Annotated in this window: 15 protein-coding genes, 1 tRNA gene, 1 rRNA gene, 1 other RNA gene and 1 other annotated feature; of the genes, 14 read left to right on the forward strand and 4 right to left on the reverse strand. The window is 40.7% G+C overall.

Features of this window, described 5'->3' with window-relative positions:
* Positions 1-315: 315 nt before the first annotated feature.
* Positions 316-1,257, reverse strand: coding sequence for a YaaC family protein (locus ACJ004_RS29555; protein ID WP_410896656.1), 942 nt, complete (start codon positions 1,255-1,257; stop codon positions 316-318).
* Between the two features lie 106 nt (positions 1,258-1,363).
* On the opposite strand from ACJ004_RS29555, the gene guaB reads away from it, so the two are divergent.
* The 6 genes from guaB to ACJ004_RS29585 all read left to right on the forward strand — a co-directional run bounded on the left by guaB (position 1,364) and on the right by ACJ004_RS29585 (position 8,000).
* Positions 1,364-2,827: an IMP dehydrogenase gene (gene guaB / locus ACJ004_RS29560; RefSeq protein ID WP_410896657.1), complete on the forward strand. Its 1,464-nt coding sequence runs from the start codon at positions 1,364-1,366 to the stop codon at positions 2,825-2,827.
* A gap of 154 nt (positions 2,828-2,981) precedes the next feature.
* The gene (locus ACJ004_RS29565; protein ID WP_410896658.1) at positions 2,982-4,358 is read left to right on the forward strand and encodes a D-alanyl-D-alanine carboxypeptidase family protein; all 1,377 of its coding nucleotides are present in this window, start codon (positions 2,982-2,984) and stop codon (positions 4,356-4,358) included.
* 194 nt (positions 4,359-4,552) lie between these two features.
* A complete protein-coding gene (gene pdxS / locus ACJ004_RS29570) occupies positions 4,553-5,437 on the forward strand; it encodes a pyridoxal 5'-phosphate synthase lyase subunit PdxS (RefSeq protein WP_410896669.1) in 885 nt (294 codons plus the stop codon).
* Between the two features lie 103 nt (positions 5,438-5,540).
* Complete coding sequence (pdxT, locus tag ACJ004_RS29575) at positions 5,541-6,131, forward strand: pyridoxal 5'-phosphate synthase glutaminase subunit PdxT (protein WP_410896659.1); 591 nt, start codon at positions 5,541-5,543, stop codon at positions 6,129-6,131.
* An 83-nt stretch (positions 6,132-6,214) separates the two neighbouring features.
* Positions 6,215-6,439 (forward strand) — a binding site (T-box leader).
* A gap of 90 nt (positions 6,440-6,529) precedes the next feature.
* The gene (gene serS, locus ACJ004_RS29580; RefSeq protein WP_410896660.1) at positions 6,530-7,810 is read left to right on the forward strand and encodes a serine--tRNA ligase; all 1,281 of its coding nucleotides are present in this window, start codon (positions 6,530-6,532) and stop codon (positions 7,808-7,810) included.
* 97 nt (positions 7,811-7,907) lie between these two features.
* Positions 7,908-8,000 (forward strand) — tRNA-Ser (locus ACJ004_RS29585).
* 128 nt (positions 8,001-8,128) lie between these two features.
* Here ACJ004_RS29585 and ACJ004_RS29590 read toward each other — a convergent pair.
* From ACJ004_RS29590 to ACJ004_RS29600, 3 genes are all read right to left on the reverse strand, one after another.
* On the reverse strand, positions 8,129-8,830 hold the full coding sequence (locus ACJ004_RS29590; protein WP_410896661.1) for a deoxynucleoside kinase: 702 nt from the start codon (positions 8,828-8,830) through the stop codon (positions 8,129-8,131).
* A 9-nt stretch (positions 8,831-8,839) separates the two neighbouring features.
* Complete coding sequence (locus ACJ004_RS29595; protein WP_410896662.1) at positions 8,840-9,487, reverse strand: deoxynucleoside kinase; 648 nt, start codon at positions 9,485-9,487, stop codon at positions 8,840-8,842.
* A 198-nt stretch (positions 9,488-9,685) separates the two neighbouring features.
* Positions 9,686-10,972, reverse strand: a complete 1,287-nt coding sequence (locus ACJ004_RS29600; protein ID WP_410896663.1) for a LysM peptidoglycan-binding domain-containing protein — start codon at positions 10,970-10,972, stop codon at positions 9,686-9,688.
* A 144-nt stretch (positions 10,973-11,116) separates the two neighbouring features.
* Here ACJ004_RS29600 and tadA point away from each other — a divergent pair, with 144 nt between their 5' ends.
* The 8 genes from tadA to ACJ004_RS29640 all read left to right on the forward strand — a co-directional run.
* Positions 11,117-11,638 carry a tRNA adenosine(34) deaminase TadA gene (tadA, locus tag ACJ004_RS29605; RefSeq protein WP_410896664.1) on the forward strand — a complete coding sequence of 174 codons (522 nt, stop codon included), beginning with the start codon at positions 11,117-11,119 and terminating at the stop codon, positions 11,636-11,638.
* Between the two features lie 76 nt (positions 11,639-11,714).
* Positions 11,715-11,979, forward strand: an RNA gene (gene ffs / locus ACJ004_RS29610) — signal recognition particle sRNA large type.
* A gap of 199 nt (positions 11,980-12,178) precedes the next feature.
* A complete protein-coding gene (gene dnaX / locus ACJ004_RS29615) occupies positions 12,179-13,867 on the forward strand; it encodes a DNA polymerase III subunit gamma/tau (RefSeq protein ID WP_410896665.1) in 1,689 nt (562 codons plus the stop codon).
* Between the two features lie 47 nt (positions 13,868-13,914).
* Positions 13,915-14,238 (forward strand): YbaB/EbfC family nucleoid-associated protein, encoded by a 324-nt coding sequence (locus ACJ004_RS29620; RefSeq protein ID WP_410896666.1) that lies wholly within the window; start codon positions 13,915-13,917, stop codon positions 14,236-14,238.
* Between the two features lie 17 nt (positions 14,239-14,255).
* The gene (gene recR / locus ACJ004_RS29625) at positions 14,256-14,852 is read left to right on the forward strand and encodes a recombination mediator RecR (RefSeq protein WP_218351538.1); all 597 of its coding nucleotides are present in this window, start codon (positions 14,256-14,258) and stop codon (positions 14,850-14,852) included.
* Positions 14,853-14,873: 21 nt separating this feature from the next.
* On the forward strand, positions 14,874-15,095 hold the full coding sequence (locus tag ACJ004_RS29630; RefSeq protein WP_410896667.1) for a YaaL family protein: 222 nt from the start codon (positions 14,874-14,876) through the stop codon (positions 15,093-15,095).
* Positions 15,096-15,180: 85 nt separating this feature from the next.
* Complete coding sequence (locus tag ACJ004_RS29635) at positions 15,181-15,444, forward strand: pro-sigmaK processing inhibitor BofA family protein (RefSeq protein WP_410896668.1); 264 nt, start codon at positions 15,181-15,183, stop codon at positions 15,442-15,444.
* A gap of 400 nt (positions 15,445-15,844) precedes the next feature.
* A 16S ribosomal RNA gene (locus ACJ004_RS29640) occupies positions 15,845-15,983 on the forward strand; the annotation flags it as partial.

A 15,983-nucleotide genomic window follows, 5' to 3' on the forward strand; every position in this document is an offset into this window, starting at 1 on the left:
ATATCAAAGACAACCTGAATGGGTTGTTTTTTTTTGTGGAAAAAATTGTTTGATATAGATAATAGGTGATTTAAAGTACAAGTAAAGAGGAAGTAATACTGACTGGTCTATAGAAAAGTTCACAATGCCCAGGCAGACGGGAAAGTACAGTGCCCAGGCACTCTGAGGAGTTCACAGTGCCCATGTAGGCTGAAAAGTACAGTGCCCGGGCACTCTGAGGGGTTCACAGTGCCCATGCTGGCAGAAAAGTAAAGTGCCAGGGCACTCTGAGAGGTTCAAAGTGCCTGTACACCAAGAAAGGGCACTCAGACAGGTTCATTTCATCAAAAACTGATAAACCAAAAACGGTCCTTTTTGTATGGTGACATCAAGGAATGAACAAATGAAAGGATAATCCCGGTTAGGCATCATCTTTGTCAGCTCACTCCACCACTCCGTTTCATAGCGTGCAATCATACTTAAATTGTAAAGTAATAAATAATGAATCAGCAGCTCAGGAAAATTAAAATAGTTGTCTTTATTGAGGGGCAGCGCATAATAGTTTTCCTCCAAATGAAACTTTAGCGGTGAGCTGCCTGACAGAGAATCCTTATTCATCGAGAAAGACAGCCCCTCCTTTGAAAACTCCACTCCTTTTTCAAATTTCGATACCAAAAATTCTTTGAAGCGACTATCTGTCATATGGAACTGATCTAATACTGTTTCTGGTATGACAAGCTGATCCTGATCGACCTGCAGTTTCATAAATGTCCTTTTCCCATCAAGTAAAAAGAATAATTCATCTAATTCTGGTATAAGCTTTAGTAATTCCTCCATAATGACTTTCTCCCCTTCCAATTGTTTCATGTGAAACAATTTTTCAGAGATGAAGGGGAAAAGTCCATTTTTTTGGAATTTAACTTCATCTTGAAAGAATTGATAATTCTGCTTCTTCCTTTTTCTTGTTGACACACCGTGAGCCAAAACCGCCGTTGTTTCAGGATAAGCAGGGTCTTTTGTTAATATACATGCTTTAATTAAATGGACAAGACCATAAAAAAGTAAAATTGGTTTTATAATAAGTGGAGAACTACTTGCTTGTTGATAATAAATTTGTCCGTGTTCAAGATAATATAAAAACGCATAACAGTTTTCATAGCTTTTTTGCTCTGGATTCTCGATGTTGCGCTTTTGATAACAATTTTTCAAAAATTGCTGGCAGTATTCTGCCGAGAAGAAACAAGAGTAGCTTTTCCAACCTTTATATTGAGTACTCAAGACAATATCACCTTTTTCAGAAGAATCTGACTAATATTTATTCCTTGACAGTATTTTATCCAATTGATAACCTACAAATAATATTTTTTTCCTGGGGGCCATAAAAATGTGGGAAAGTAAATTTTCAAAAGAAGGTTTAACGTTTGATGATGTGTTATTAATTCCTGGTAAATCTGAAGTATTGCCAAGAGATGTAAATCTGCAAGTAGAATTATCGCCAACTGTAAAGTTAAACATTCCTATCATAAGTGCTGGGATGGACACAGTAACAGAATCAGAAATGGCCATTTCAATGGCTCGTCAAGGCGGCTTAGGGATTATTCATAAGAATATGACCATCGAGCAGCAAGCAGAGCAAGTGGAGAAGGTAAAGAGGTCTGAAAGCGGGGTTATAACTGACCCGTTCTTCTTAACTCCAGAACACCAAGTATTTGATGCAGAGCATCTAATGGGGAAATATCGTATTTCCGGAGTACCGATTGTTAATAACTTGGATGAACAAAGGCTAATAGGAATTATCACGAATAGGGATCTTCGTTTTATCCAAGATTATTCATTTAAAATTTCCGACGTGATGACCAAGGAGAATCTTGTAACGGCCCCAGTCGGAACTACGTTAAAAGAGGCAGAGAAAATTCTGCAGCGTTACAAAATTGAAAAACTACCGCTTGTTAATGAGCAGGGTGTGTTAAAAGGGTTAATTACGATTAAGGATATCGAAAAGGTAATTGAATTTCCTAACTCTGCAAAGGACAGCCAGGGACGATTATTAGCCGGAGCTGCTGTCGGTGTAACAAGCGATACAATGAAACGCGTGGATGCACTTGTTAAAGCGAATGTCGATGTGATTGTACTAGATACAGCCCATGGACATTCAAAAGGTGTCATCGATATGGTAAAGGAAATCAGAACGGCGTATCCTAATCTCACCATTATTGCTGGAAACGTGGCAACAGCAGAAGCAACCAAAACCTTAATTGAGGCAGGAGCGGATGTTGTTAAAGTAGGAATTGGACCTGGTTCAATTTGTACAACCAGGGTCGTAGCAGGTGTGGGTGTACCACAAATTACCGCTGTCTATGATTGTGCTGGAGAAGCGATGAAGCACGGCAAGACGATTATTGCAGATGGCGGCATCAAATACTCAGGTGATATCGTAAAAGCCCTAGCAGCAGGCGGACATGCCGTTATGCTCGGCAGTTTATTGGCAGGGGTAACAGAGAGCCCTGGGGAGACAGAAATTTTCCAAGGCCGCCGCTTTAAGGTCTATCGCGGAATGGGTTCAGTAGCAGCAATGGAAAAGGGGTCGAAAGACCGCTATTTCCAAGAGGATAATAAAAAGTTCGTTCCAGAAGGTATCGAGGGTCGAATCCCATATAAAGGACCGTTAGCAGAGACTGTTTACCAACTGCTTGGCGGACTCAGATCCGGTATGGGTTATTGCGGAACCAAAGATTTAGAGGAATTAAGAACAAAAGCACAATTTATTAAAATGACCGGTGCGGGGTTAAGAGAGAGCCATCCACATGACGTTCAAATAACGAAAGAGGCTCCAAATTACTCACTATAATCTTAAAAACAGAGAAGTGATAACTTCTCTGTTTTTTTATGAAAATAGACCTATTAAAGTTTGAGTAATTTTCAAAAATAGCCATAAGATGGTTCATAGCTCCGTCTATGATTTACTATGGACTTATGTTAAAATAACCAAGGTGTATAAATTCATGGAGGGCGTTAAAGTGAACAAACATTTTTATCAGAAATGTATTGCCAGTGCGCTGGCACTTATTTTGTTTTTTGGACTATTTGCTGGTGTTGATATAGCTAAGGCAGACGCAGCGTTAAATGTGAATGCAGACGGAGCTATTTTGGTTGATGGACAAACAGGTAAAGTTTTATATGCAAAGAATGCTGATAGTCCATTAGGTATTGCTAGTATGACGAAGATGATGACGGAATATCTTTTACTTGATGCGGTGAAACATGGAAAGGTGAAATGGGATCAGGAATATACGGTAAGTGATCTTGTTTATAAGATCTCACAGCCTACGGGTTTATCGAATGTCCCTTTACGCCTTGGTGAAAAATATAATGTTCGAGAATTATATGAAGCTATGGCTATTTATTCTGCAAATGGGACAACCATTGCTCTTGCTGAAATCATTGGTGGTTCAGAAACCAATTTCGTGAAGATGATGAATGACAAAGCAAAAAAATTAGGCTTAAAAAATAGTAAATTTGTAAATTCAACTGGTTTGAATAATAAAGATTATAATGGGGACCAGCCGCAAGGAACTGGTGCTGAGGAAGAAAATGTTATGTCCCCTCGTGACGTGGCGACGTTAGCATTTCATCTTATTAATGATTATCCAGATGTTCTAAAAACAGCCAGCACTCCAAAAAAGGTATTTCGTGAGGGTACAGACGATCGAATTGAAATGCAAAACTGGAACTGGATGCTGCCAACATTGGTTTATGGCTATCAAGGTATGGACGGGCTTAAAACCGGTACAACTGATTTTGCCGGCTACTGTTTTACAGGGACAGCAAGCAGAGATGGAAAACGATTTATAACGGTTGTCCAAAATGCAAAGGATGTTAGCGGGAAAGACGATGGGTATAAAGCACGATTTGGCGAAACGAAAAAAATGCTGGATTATGCATTTACTAATTTCACCAAAGAAGAGCTTGTGCCTAAACACTACCAAGTAAAGGGACAAAAGACGGTCTCTGTTACAAAGGGAAAAGAAGATCAAGTTAAAATCTATACAAAATCTGCCCTTACTATGATGATTCCTAATGGCGGTAAACAAAATTATCAACCTGTACTAGTCCTCGATAAAAAGAAACTAAATAAAGAGGGCGAGTTAACGGCACCAGTTAAAAAAGGTGAGAAGGTTGGTTATTTAACTATTGCTCCAAAAACTGGTGAAAAAGTTAGCTTCTTAACAGCAGAAGGGCAACAATCGGTGAAGGTTGATGTGGTTGCTGTACAAGATGTAGAAAAATCAAACTGGTTTGTGTTAATGATGAGAGGCATCGGTAACTTCTTTGGCGATGTATGGCATGGGATTTCCACTACTGTAAAAGGCTGGTTCTAGTCAAATATAACCAGAAAGTTGGTAAAGTGGAAATAATAGGATGTAAATGAAATGGATTCTTGTCTTGACAGGAGTCCTTTTTTGTTGCTTTAATGTCATTATGGGATTAAAATAATTCCGACTAAATTAATAGAGATTTCCAAAATCATAAGAAAATTTTTCTTAATATTAAAAAGATTCATTAGGGGGATTTAATAATGAAAACAGGTACGGATCTCGTAAAACGTGGTATGGCTGAAATGCAAAAGGGCGGCGTCATCATGGACGTTGTCAATGCGGAGCAAGCTAAAATTGCTGAAGAAGCAGGTGCGGTAGCAGTAATGGCATTAGAACGTGTGCCTTCAGATATCCGTGCAGCCGGCGGTGTAGCAAGAATGGCTGACCCAAGAATCATTGAGGCAGTTATGGGTGCTGTGACGATCCCTGTTATGGCTAAAGGAAGAATCGGTCATATTGTCGAAGCACGCGTGCTTGAAGCAATGGGTGTGGATTATATCGATGAGAGTGAAGTATTAACTCCTGCTGATGAGGAATTCCATTTAAATAAAAGAGACTTTACTGTTCCGTTTGTGTGCGGCTGTCGTGATCTTGGTGAGGCTGCCCGCAGGATCGGTGAAGGGGCTTCTATGCTTCGTACAAAGGGCGAGCCTGGAACTGGTAATATCGTTGAAGCAGTCCGTCATATTCGTAAGGTAAATGCACAAGTTCGTAAAGTGGTTGCTATGAATGAGGACGAGCTAATGACTGAAGCGAAACTACTAGGTGCACCATATGAAATCCTTCTTGAAATTAAGCGTCTTGGCAAACTTCCAGTTGTTAACTTTGCTGCTGGCGGTGTAGCAACACCTGCTGATGCGGCATTGATGATGCAATTAGGTGCGGACGGCGTATTCGTAGGCTCTGGTATCTTTAAATCAGAAAACCCTGCTAAATTTGCTAGAGCAATTGTTGAAGCTACTACACATTATCAAGACTACAAATTGATTGCTGAACTTTCAAAAGACCTTGGAACACCAATGAAGGGAATTGAAATTTCATCACTAGCACCTGAAGCGCGCATGCAGGAGCGTGGATGGTAATTAGAAAAGCGGAAGGCTCCTGTTTATCGGCTTAGACCAAAGAGCCGATGGAGCTTGGAGCTAGACAGTCATCGAAGTTCAAAACGCTAAAAGGGGTATTTTTATGATTAAAATAGGCGTACTTGCACTACAAGGTGCCGTCCGTGAACATATGAGCTCGATAGAAGCTTGCGGTGTTGAAGCGGTTGCCATCAAAAGAAAAGAACAGCTACAAGAAGTTGATGGCCTCATTCTTCCCGGCGGTGAAAGCACGGCAATGCGACGTTTAATTGACAAATATGATTTTATGGATGCTCTTAAGGAGTTTGCTAAAGAAGGAAAACCTATGTTCGGTACGTGCGCAGGTCTCATTCTTTTAGCAAAAAACCTTGTTGGCTATGATGAATCACATATCGGTGTGATGGACATTAGAGTGGAACGCAACTCATTTGGCCGTCAAGTAGATAGCTTCGAGGCAGACCTTGCGATTAAAGATGTTGCTGAAAGCTTCCCAGCTGTATTCATCCGTGCACCGCACATCGTGGAAGCGGGCGAAAATGTTGAAATTTTGTCCAAGCATAATGACCGCATCGTCGCCGCACGAGAAGGTCAATTTCTTGGCTGTTCCTTTCATCCAGAGTTAACAGATAACCATGACCTTACCGCATACTTCGTCAAGATGGTGAAGGAAGCTAAGCACAAACAATTAGTATAAGGTGAAACTCGTTAATGAGGAATAATCTGGTTGCATTTGGTTGATAATTATAGTAAATTAAGTAATACAAAATCATAATAATGATCAAAGCAATGAGAGGAACTAGTAACAAGAGCCTCATTCTACAAGAGAGCCGGTGGGTGGTGTGAACCGGTGGATGAAACTTGTGAATCCCTCCTCGAGCAAGGTGCGGAACAGCTCATTAGAGGTCAGTATGTACTTTCGGTTAGAAACCGTTAACGTTTTTTCGAGGTGGACAGTTTTTTCTGTCAACCAGGGTGGTATCGCGAGTAACTCTCGTCCCTGTTCTAGGGGCGGGAGTTTTTTTATTTTTAAGCGGAAGCGCCCGTGCAGTGTCGTCTCATCTCAAAATTTTTATAAAAAGGAGTGCCAAGTGTATGCTAGATATTAAAGTATTAAGAGCCAATTTTGCAGAAGTAAAAGAAAAGCTTCAAAATCGAGGGGAAGATCTATCTGCTCTCGATCAATTTGAAGAGCTTGACCTCAGAAGACGTGAATTGATTGTGGAAACAGAAAAGTTAAAAAGCCGCCGGAATGAGGTTTCTCAACAGGTTGCAGCATTAAAGCGTGAAAAGCAGGATGCCGATCATTTGATCAATGAAATGCGTGAGGTCGGTGACCAAATCAAAACGTATGATGATGAACTACGAGTGGTGGAAGAATCCTTAGAACTGTTGATGCTTAGCATTCCAAATATCCCGCATGAAAGTGTTCCTGTTGGCGAAACTGAAGAGGATAATATTGAAATTAGACAATGGGGCACTGTACGCGAGTTTGAATTTGAAGCGAAGCCGCATTGGGATATTGCTGATCAGCTAGGAATACTTGATTTTGAACGGGCTGGGAAGGTAACGGGAAGTCGCTTTGTCTTTTATAAAGGGTTAGGGGCTCGTTTAGAACGTGCATTAATGAGCTTTATGTTAGACCTTCACGTCGATGAGCATGGGTATACAGAAATTTTACCGCCATATTTAGTCAACCGGGCGAGCATGACTGGAACAGGCCAGCTTCCTAAGTTTGAAGAAGATGCCTTTTTGATTGAAAATGAAGATTACTTCCTGATTCCAACAGCTGAAGTCCCTGTTACCAATCTTCATCGTGATGAAATTTTAAGTGCGGAAACCCTGCCAATCCGCTTTGCGGCCTACAGTGCATGTTTCCGTTCTGAGGCAGGCTCTGCGGGCCGCGATACACGTGGCTTGATTCGCCAGCATCAATTCAATAAGGTGGAACTTGTGAAGTTTGTTAAGCCTGAGGATTCTTATGATGAACTTGAAAAGCTGACAAATGACGCGGAACGGGTATTACAATTACTCGAGCTGCCATACCGTGTGCTAAGCATGTGTACGGGTGACCTTGGCTTCACTGCTGCGAAAAAGTATGATATTGAAGTTTGGATTCCAAGCTATGGAACGTATCGAGAAATATCTTCTTGCAGTAACTTTGAGGCCTTTCAGGCAAGAAGGGCAAACATTCGTTTCCGTCGCGAACCAAAGGCTAAGCCGGAGCATGTTCACACTTTAAATGGTTCAGGTCTTGCGATTGGCCGCACGGTCGCTGCCATCTTAGAAAATTATCAACAAGCTGATGGAAGTGTTGCTATTCCTGCAGTCTTACGCCCGTATATGGGCAATCGTGATGTGATTGCACCGATGTAAATAAACAAAAACTGGGCAGATAAAATATTTGTCCAGTTTTTTTATTTACTATGTTGACATAGTAAAATGAATGTGGTAAATTATATTTTGTTGATACGGAGGAATACCCAAGTTTGGCTGAAGGGATCGGTCTTGAAAACCGACAGGCGGGTCATACCGCGCGGGGGTTCGAATCCCTCTTCCTCCTCCATTAATCTTTAATAATCGCGCATAAAAGCTGGAGATAAAAGTTCGTTACATATTATGTAACGGATTTTTTTGCTTTTTTGGATGTAATGAAAGGGTGCTTCCACTAATAAATAAAAAACACATATTGGATTACCCAATATGTGCTGTTCTTAAATTTAGGATTTCTTTTAATTTATCTTCCACCGCAAGGCAAACCTTAGTTGCATCTTCTGCGTTTTTTACGACGTCTGTCGTATCCATATCAATCACCAATACCTCACTAGCGGCGTATTGATTCATAACCCATTCATCATAACCCTTCCACACTTCGAAGTAATATTCTTTTAGCTCGGGGTTAATTTCGAAGCTTCTGCCGCGGGCCATAATCCGATCAATAACCGTATCAAACGATCCTTTTAAATAAACCATTAAATCTGGCGCTTTTTTTGGAAGTTCATTTAGTTCTTCTAACATGTTTTCCACTAGATCTTCATATATTTTAAATTCCAAATCAGATATTCTGCCTAGCGATTTATTTACATAAGCAAAATACCAATCTTCATAAATGGAACGGTCTTGAATTGTATAAACAGGCTCTTTCCAACTGACACATTCTTTAACGGTTTTAAAGCGTTTATTTAAAAAGAATAATTGAAGAAGGAAAGGGATTCTTTTTGCATCTAATTCTTCAGGTGTCAGCTCATAATAGAGAGGAAGAATGGGGTTATCATCCACCGCTTCATAAAACACCTTACTCTCAATTCCTTTATTTTGAAAGTGTGCATTCAATGTGTCTGCTACACTTGTTTTTCCAAGACCAATCATACCACCAATAACGATACTCACTAACATCCCCCTGTTCTATAATGTTTTAGTCCAGCTGCCTTTTTTTAAAGCTAATGATAACTGTTCAAAAATATAGTTTAAATCTTGTTCATTTTTGACAAAATCCAATTCATCCCCACTAAAGCGAAGAACTGGTATTTCTGGATGTTCTTTTTCAAAGATCGTCATTGATTCTTCATAGTCAAGCGATAACTGCTCTAAATATAAGGGGCTGAGATTCTTTTCCACTTCACGCCCTCTTATTTTGATTCGTTTTAGAAGTGTATCTAAGCTGGCATTTAAATAAATAATGACATTAGGCTTCGGCATATCTTCGGTTAGTATTTGATAAATTTTATAATATTTTTGATACTCATCCATATTTAATGAACGCTTAGCAAAAATTAAATTCTTAAAAATATGATAATCCGCTACGACTGATTGATTTTGACTTAAGAAATGGGTATTGATATCCCCTAATTGCTTAAAGCGATTGCAGAGGAAAAACATTTCCGTTTGAAAACTCCACTCCTCAATATTTTCATAGAATTTCCCTAAAAATGGATTCTCATCAACAATCTCTTTTAGTAATGCAAATTCAAATTGCGCTGAAATGGCTTTTGCGAGAGATGTTTTTCCAACACCAATCGGCCCTTCAACGGTTATAAAGGGTGTACCCCCCATTGCAAGTCCTCCTTCTCCAACTGCCTTCAATCTATGTTTTACCAAAAAATCTGGATATATAGTCACTAAAAAACATGCAAGATTTATTTTATCATAATCTTACTCAGGAAGGGATAAGGAATATTTAGAAGAAATATGTTTTTTGTCAAATATATGAAAAAACTGCCGAATTTCGGCAGTTTTTGTAGAATTATATATTTAGGACGGACGTTTTGTAACATTGAAATTATCGACGATTAGCAGCCAGTTTTGCGGGAAGGCAAGACCGAGTTTCCAATAACTCATGCCCCTAATATTTAACTCTTTAATTAAGTCAAACTTTGCCTGGATCGAACGGGCGTCTTCAAACCAAACTTCATGCTGCTTGCCCGCATCTGTATATCTAAAAAATGGTGCCTGGGCCTTTGTGTCATATTGAATTGGAACATTGTGGCTTGCGGCGAGCTGTATGGCCTGCTGTGGACTCACTGCTTTGGCTACAGATCCTTGGACAAATGGCAGGGTCCAATCATAGCCATAGAGGTTTTGCCCCATCATAATCTTATTCGCAGGAATATCAGTTACAGCGTATTCCAATACTCTTCTCACTTGATCGATAGGCGATACGGCCATCGCAGGGCCGCCGCTATAGCCCCACTCATAGGTCATAATGACTACAAAGTCTGCAATCTCCCCATGTGCCTTATAATCATGCCCCTCGTACCATTTTCCTTTTTGCGTGGCACTTGTCTTTGGAGCAAGGGCGGTTGACATGAGCCAGCCTTGCCTGGAGAATCTTTGTTTTGCCTTTCGTAAAAAGCGATTATAAGCCTCACGGTCAGCCGGACGCAAAAACTCAAAGTCAAAGTGAATATCACGGAATCCATACTTATTAGCAGTGGAGACAATGTTCCCTAGAAATTTATCTTGAATCGCGATATCATTTAATAAAATTCGTCCGAGCTCATCGTTAAACTGATCATTCTCTTGGTTATTAATGACCATCATTAAGACGTTACGGTTGGCTTTAGCAATGGCAGGGAAGTTATTCAGTAAGGGTTCCTTTAAAGTGCCGTCTCGGCGTGCTTGAAAGCTAAATGGGGCTAAATAGGTTAGATAGGGTGCGGCCTCACGGGCACTGGATTCTAAGACAGGGGCTACAGTAGTGCCGCGCGGTTCAACATACGCGTTAAATTCGGCATTTCTTTTTCGGCCCTGGGGAATGTAGAGACGAAAACCGACATTAAGCGGTTGATTAGGGTTAATCCGGTTGACGGTGGCAATCTCCTGGTAAGGGACGCCGAACTTTCTGGAAATGGTGAATAAAGAGTCGCCTGGCTGCACGAAGTAAAAGTGTCCAATAATTGGGATCACAAGTGACTGTCCAATGACAAGATTATTTGGATTCGGTAAATCGTTGGCCTCTACAATGTCCTGTACGGTTGTATGATATGTTCTTGCAATTGTTGTTAATGATTCATTTGCTTTTATCACATGGATTTGCATCCGTATCCCTCCCAACAAACATACGCTAAAACTATGTTATGAGGACAGATACGGATACATGATATAATGTTGATAATTTTCCTGTGTATTAGTGAGAGAATCGTTTTTATTCTAGTGCCTAGATATGTAAAAGGGGGGAATATCATGACAAGTGAGGACACACAAGATGAATATTTTATGAAAGAAGCCATAGAGGAAGCGAAAAAAGCAGAACAATTAAATGAAGTACCGATTGGTGCGGTGCTGGTCATAGACGGAAAGATTGTCGCGAGGGCCCACAATTTACGTGAGAGCGAGCAAAATGCCGTTGCACACGCTGAGCTTCTAGCTATTGATCAAGCTTGCAAACTATTGGGGTCGTGGCGTCTTGAAGAGTCAACATTATATGTAACGTTAGAGCCATGTCCAATGTGTGCAGGGGCGATTATTCTATCACGAGTGAAACGAGTGGTGTACGGTGCGGTTGACCCTAAGGGCGGTTGTGCGGGGACACTGATGAATCTATTGGAGGACAACCGCTTTAACCATCAAAGTGAGGTTACACGCGGCGTTTTAGAAAGAGAGTGCGGGAAAATGCTCTCGGACTTTTTTAGAAAAATAAGAGAGCGGAAAAAGCTGGTGAAAAAAATGCAGACAGACAGCCTTACAGAAATTGACAGTGAATAAGGATTGCTTTTTTTCGAGAATATTTGTATACTAAGAAAGCGTCATAGAGACGCACAAAACTTTGGTATCAACTTTGCCGTGCTAGGTGGGGAGGTAGCGGTGCCCTGTACCCGCAATCCGCTCTAGCGGGACTGAATCCCTTCCCGAGGCTAACGACCTGTAGGGTCTGCCTTAAGTAAGTGGTGTTGACGCCCGGGTCCTGCGCAATGGGAATCCATGAACCATGTCAGGTCCGGAAGGAAGCAGCATTAAGTGGACGCTCCCATGTGCCGCAGGGTTGCCTGGGCCGAGCTAACTGCTTAAGTAACGCTTATGGGCGTTAGTCGACGGAAGGTGCACGGCAGTTAAATTACATAAATTAACTCATCTCAGACTTGGGATGAGTTTTTTTGTACATTAAATAGATTCATTTTGTAAAAAGCAAAATGGTTAAGGTATAATAAGAAAAGTGGAAATGCCTATTTAGCGAAGAATACTCGCAGCTGGGTGTTAGAGCCAGACAATCATAAGGATGAAAAATTTGAAGGGGGCGAGTGTTTTTTGGCATATCAAGCTTTATATCGTGTTTGGCGGCCTCAAACATTTCTCGATGTAGTAGGACAAGAACATGTAACCAAGACATTGCAAAACGCCCTGCTTCAACAAAAAATATCCCATGCATATCTTTTTTCCGGACCAAGAGGAACAGGAAAAACAAGTGCGGCTAAAATATTAGCAAAGGCGATCAATTGTGAGCGGTCACCTGTTTCAGAGCCTTGCAATGAATGTGCGGCCTGCCGGGGCATAACCGATGGAACCATTTCAGATGTGTTAGAATTTGATGCGGCCTCGAACTCACGTGTGGAGGAAATGCGTGATGTTCTTGATAAGGTTAGATTTGCACCTACATCTGTAAACTACAAAGTCTATATTATTGATGAAGTGCATATGCTATCCATTAGCGCTTTTAATGCCTTGCTAAAAACATTAGAAGAACCGCCGAAGCATGTCATCTTTATTTTAGCTACAACGGAACCTCATAAAATCCCCTTAACGATTATTTCAAGATGTCAGCGCTTTGATTTTAGACGTATTACTGCTGGGGCAATCGTTAAACGGATGAAATTAATTGTTGAGGAATCGGGGATTGCTTGTGATGAGCGCGCCCTTCAATTGATAGCACGGGCAGCAGATGGCGGGATGCGGGATGCGCTTAGTTTATTGGATCAGGCAATATCCTATAGCCAGGACCATGTCGCAGTCGAGGATGCATTAACCGTTACAGGATCGGTGTCACAGGGATTTTTGAATAAACTTGCCTTGGCATTCCGAGAAAAGGATGTTGCAAGCGGGCTAGGGGCATTGGATGAACTTTTATTTCATGGAAAAGACCCGATGCGTTTTATTGAGGATTTAATCTTATTTTATCGGGATATGCTGCTTTACAAAACAGCGCCAATGCTGGAAGAATCTCTGGAAAGAGTTTTGCTGGATGATGATTTTCGAACTATGGCGGAAACGATTTCTACGGATCAGATTTATCAACTTATCGATCTATTGAATAAAACACAACAAGAAATGCGCTGGACAAATCATCCAAGGATTTTTCTTGAAGTGGCCATCGTTAAGCTATGTCAAATGGAAGGTAAGCAACCAGCACAGGCCCAACCGGCACAAATTGACCAGTTGTTAACACGAATCGGGCAATTGGAGATGGAACTTGAGCACTTAAAGGCAAATGGTGTAACGGCTTCCACGCAAGAGGCAGCACCGCAATCGCAAAAGCCAGCTCAAAGATCGGGCAAAAAAGCGTTTCAACCGGCGGTTGGGAAAATTAATGAAGTGTTAAAGCAGGCAACAAAAGGTGATTTGAATCTGATTAAATCTAATTGGGCTGAATTGCGGGCAAGTCTTTTAAAATCACAAGCTGCCCTGTTAAACGATGCGGAACCGATTGCCGCATCAGCGACTGCTTTTATCATAAAATTTAAGCATGAGATGATTTGTCAAATGGCTATGAATCGTTCAGATTTTCTCGATGCGGTTAATAGTGCATTATATAAATTAACGGGCAAAAGGTTTGTACTCCTAGGAGTTCCGGAAGATCAATGGCTGCCTATTCGCGAAAGCTTTTTGAACAGCCATGATGGTGCTGAAGGAGAAACCAATGAAGCACCTAAGGAAGAAGAACCACATATTGCCGAGGCGAAAAAATTATTTGGCGAAGAATTTGTGGAAATTATTGATTAATAACTAACTAACTAACTAATTAACTAATTAATTGGAGGTAGATGGTAATGATGCGTGGTGGCGGAATGGGTAATATGCAAAATATGATGAAACAAATGCAAAAGATGCAAAAGAAAATGGCAGAAGCACAAGAAGAATTAGGTGAAAAGAAAATTGAAGGATCAGCTGGCGGCGGTATGGTTACTGTTGTGGTAACAGGTCATAGGGAAGTTGTTGACGTGATTATTAAACCTGAGGCTGTTGATCCTGATGATGTTGAAATGCTTCAAGACCTTGTTTTAGCTGCTACAAATGATGCCCTTAAAAAGGTAGAAGAGTTAACAAACAATACAATGGGGCAATTTACAAAAGGAATGAACCTTCCTTTTTAGGAGTGGAATAGCAAAAGATGCATTATCCAGAACCAATTTCAAAGCTGATTGACAGCTTTATGAAGCTGCCAGGTATCGGTCCTAAAACGGCCGGACGTCTGGCTTTTTTTGTCTTAAGTATGAAAGAAGACACTGTGCTTGATTTTGCTAAAGCACTTGTCAACGCCAAACGAAATTTAACGTATTGTTCTGTCTGCGGTCATATCACCGATCAAGACCCTTGTTACATTTGTGAAGACGTACGCCGGGATAAGAGCATCATCTGTGTTGTTCAAGATCCTAAAGATGTGATTGCGATGGAAAAGATGAAGGAATTCAACGGATTGTACCATGTCCTTCATGGTGCGATTTCCCCAATGGACGGGATAGGACCAGAGGATATCAATATCCCTAACCTCTTAAAGCGTCTTCAAGATGAAAATATAATGGAAGTGATCTTGGCAACAAACCCTAATATTGAAGGGGAGGCCACAGCCATGTACATCTCCCGTTTATTACGGCCATCAGGAATTAAAACAACGAGAATTGCTCATGGACTTCCAGTGGGCGGGGACCTTGAATACGCAGATGAGGTAACCTTATCCAAAGCGATTGAAGGCCGAAGAGAATTTTAAGAAGACGCGGAGGAATCTATTATGTTTTTTCAGCGTAAAGGGCGGCTTCGTAAAGAGTATAATCAAAAGCTTTTACAGCAGCTGAATCGATTCAAAGAACATTGGCAGCAAGAAAAGCTGCTTTTAGAAAAAAGCTTTGATCCTTCCGATGAAGTAATTTGTCAAACGAAAATAGCCGAGGCAAAATATATCTTTCTATTAAGAGAAGCAAAGCAGCGAAATGTTAATTTAATGAAATCATAAATAAGCTATTTCCTTTTTTAGGTCTATTCTTGGCAACTTGTACATAAGTTGTAATCAAAGTGACTTAAGAAGGGGGATAGCTTTTTTGGAACCGATTATCGTAATATCTATCCTAGGCGGCTTGGTAATTATCCTATTATTTACTGGAGCTCCCTTTAAGCCCGCTCGATTTGTTGGTCAAGCTGCCATTAAGTTAGTTATTGGAGCGCTATTTTTATTTTTCTTAAATGCAGCAGGAAACCGCTATGGCATTCATGTGCCCATTAATTTTGCCACCTCCGCAATATCAGGCTTTCTAGGAATCCCTGGCCTAATCGCTTTAGCGGCAATTCAGCATTGGGTACTTTAAATCGTAAACCGCTGAAAAAAGGCGGTTTTTTCTTTTTTAAAGGCTCTGTTAAACTTGCCTGTTGATTTCCGCTCCAATAAACAGGGTGCCAAAATTAACAATAAGCTTTAACATAGCCTTTTGAAAAAATAAGACATTTGTTAATAAAAATAAATTTATAAAAAGTATTGACCAATGGTTGGATATGCTGTAATATATGAAAAGTCGTCACTGAGGCGATGCGAAACAAATAAAAAAAGTTGTTGACTTATAGTTGATAACTTGGTATGATTATAAAGTCGCTTTTGAGCGATAGAGACATTGTTCTTTGAAAACTAAACAAACAAAATCGTGCAAACAAACAATAAATTTTAGTTTCAATTACGAAGCTAAGCCAACGTAACAAATGAGCTAATCAACTTTCTTGGAGAGTTTGATCCTGGCTCAGGACGAACGCTGGCGGCGTGCCTAATACATGCAAGTCGAGCGAACCAATAGGAGCTTGCTCCTATTGGTTAGCGGCGGACGGGTGAGTAACACGTGGGCAACCTGCCTGTAAG

Source organism: Neobacillus sp. 204, assembly GCF_046562815.1.
In the GTDB taxonomy this organism is placed as follows: Bacteria; Bacillota; Bacilli; order Bacillales; family Cytobacillaceae; genus Neobacillus.

Bases quoted from the DNA above. Each gene is read 5' to 3' on its own strand.
- guaB (WP_410896657.1), top strand. From the start codon at position 1,364: ATGTGGGAAAGTAAATTTTCAAAAGAAGGTTTAACGTTTGATGATGTG.
- ACJ004_RS29565 (WP_410896658.1), top strand. From the start codon at position 2,982: ATGGAGGGCGTTAAAGTGAACAAACATTTTTATCAGAAATGTATTGCC.
- pdxT (WP_410896659.1), top strand. From the start codon at position 5,541: ATGATTAAAATAGGCGTACTTGCACTACAAGGTGCCGTCCGTGAACAT.
- serS (WP_410896660.1), top strand. From the start codon at position 6,530: ATGCTAGATATTAAAGTATTAAGAGCCAATTTTGCAGAAGTAAAAGAA.
- ACJ004_RS29590 (WP_410896661.1), bottom strand. From the start codon at position 8,830: ATGTTAGTGAGTATCGTTATTGGTGGTATGATTGGTCTTGGAAAAACA.
- ACJ004_RS29595 (WP_410896662.1), bottom strand. From the start codon at position 9,487: ATGGGGGGTACACCCTTTATAACCGTTGAAGGGCCGATTGGTGTTGGA.
- ACJ004_RS29600 (WP_410896663.1), bottom strand. From the start codon at position 10,972: ATGCAAATCCATGTGATAAAAGCAAATGAATCATTAACAACAATTGCA.
- tadA (WP_410896664.1), top strand. From the start codon at position 11,117: ATGACAAGTGAGGACACACAAGATGAATATTTTATGAAAGAAGCCATA.
- ACJ004_RS29620 (WP_410896666.1), top strand. From the start codon at position 13,915: ATGATGCGTGGTGGCGGAATGGGTAATATGCAAAATATGATGAAACAA.
- recR (WP_218351538.1), top strand. From the start codon at position 14,256: ATGCATTATCCAGAACCAATTTCAAAGCTGATTGACAGCTTTATGAAG.
- ACJ004_RS29630 (WP_410896667.1), top strand. From the start codon at position 14,874: ATGTTTTTTCAGCGTAAAGGGCGGCTTCGTAAAGAGTATAATCAAAAG.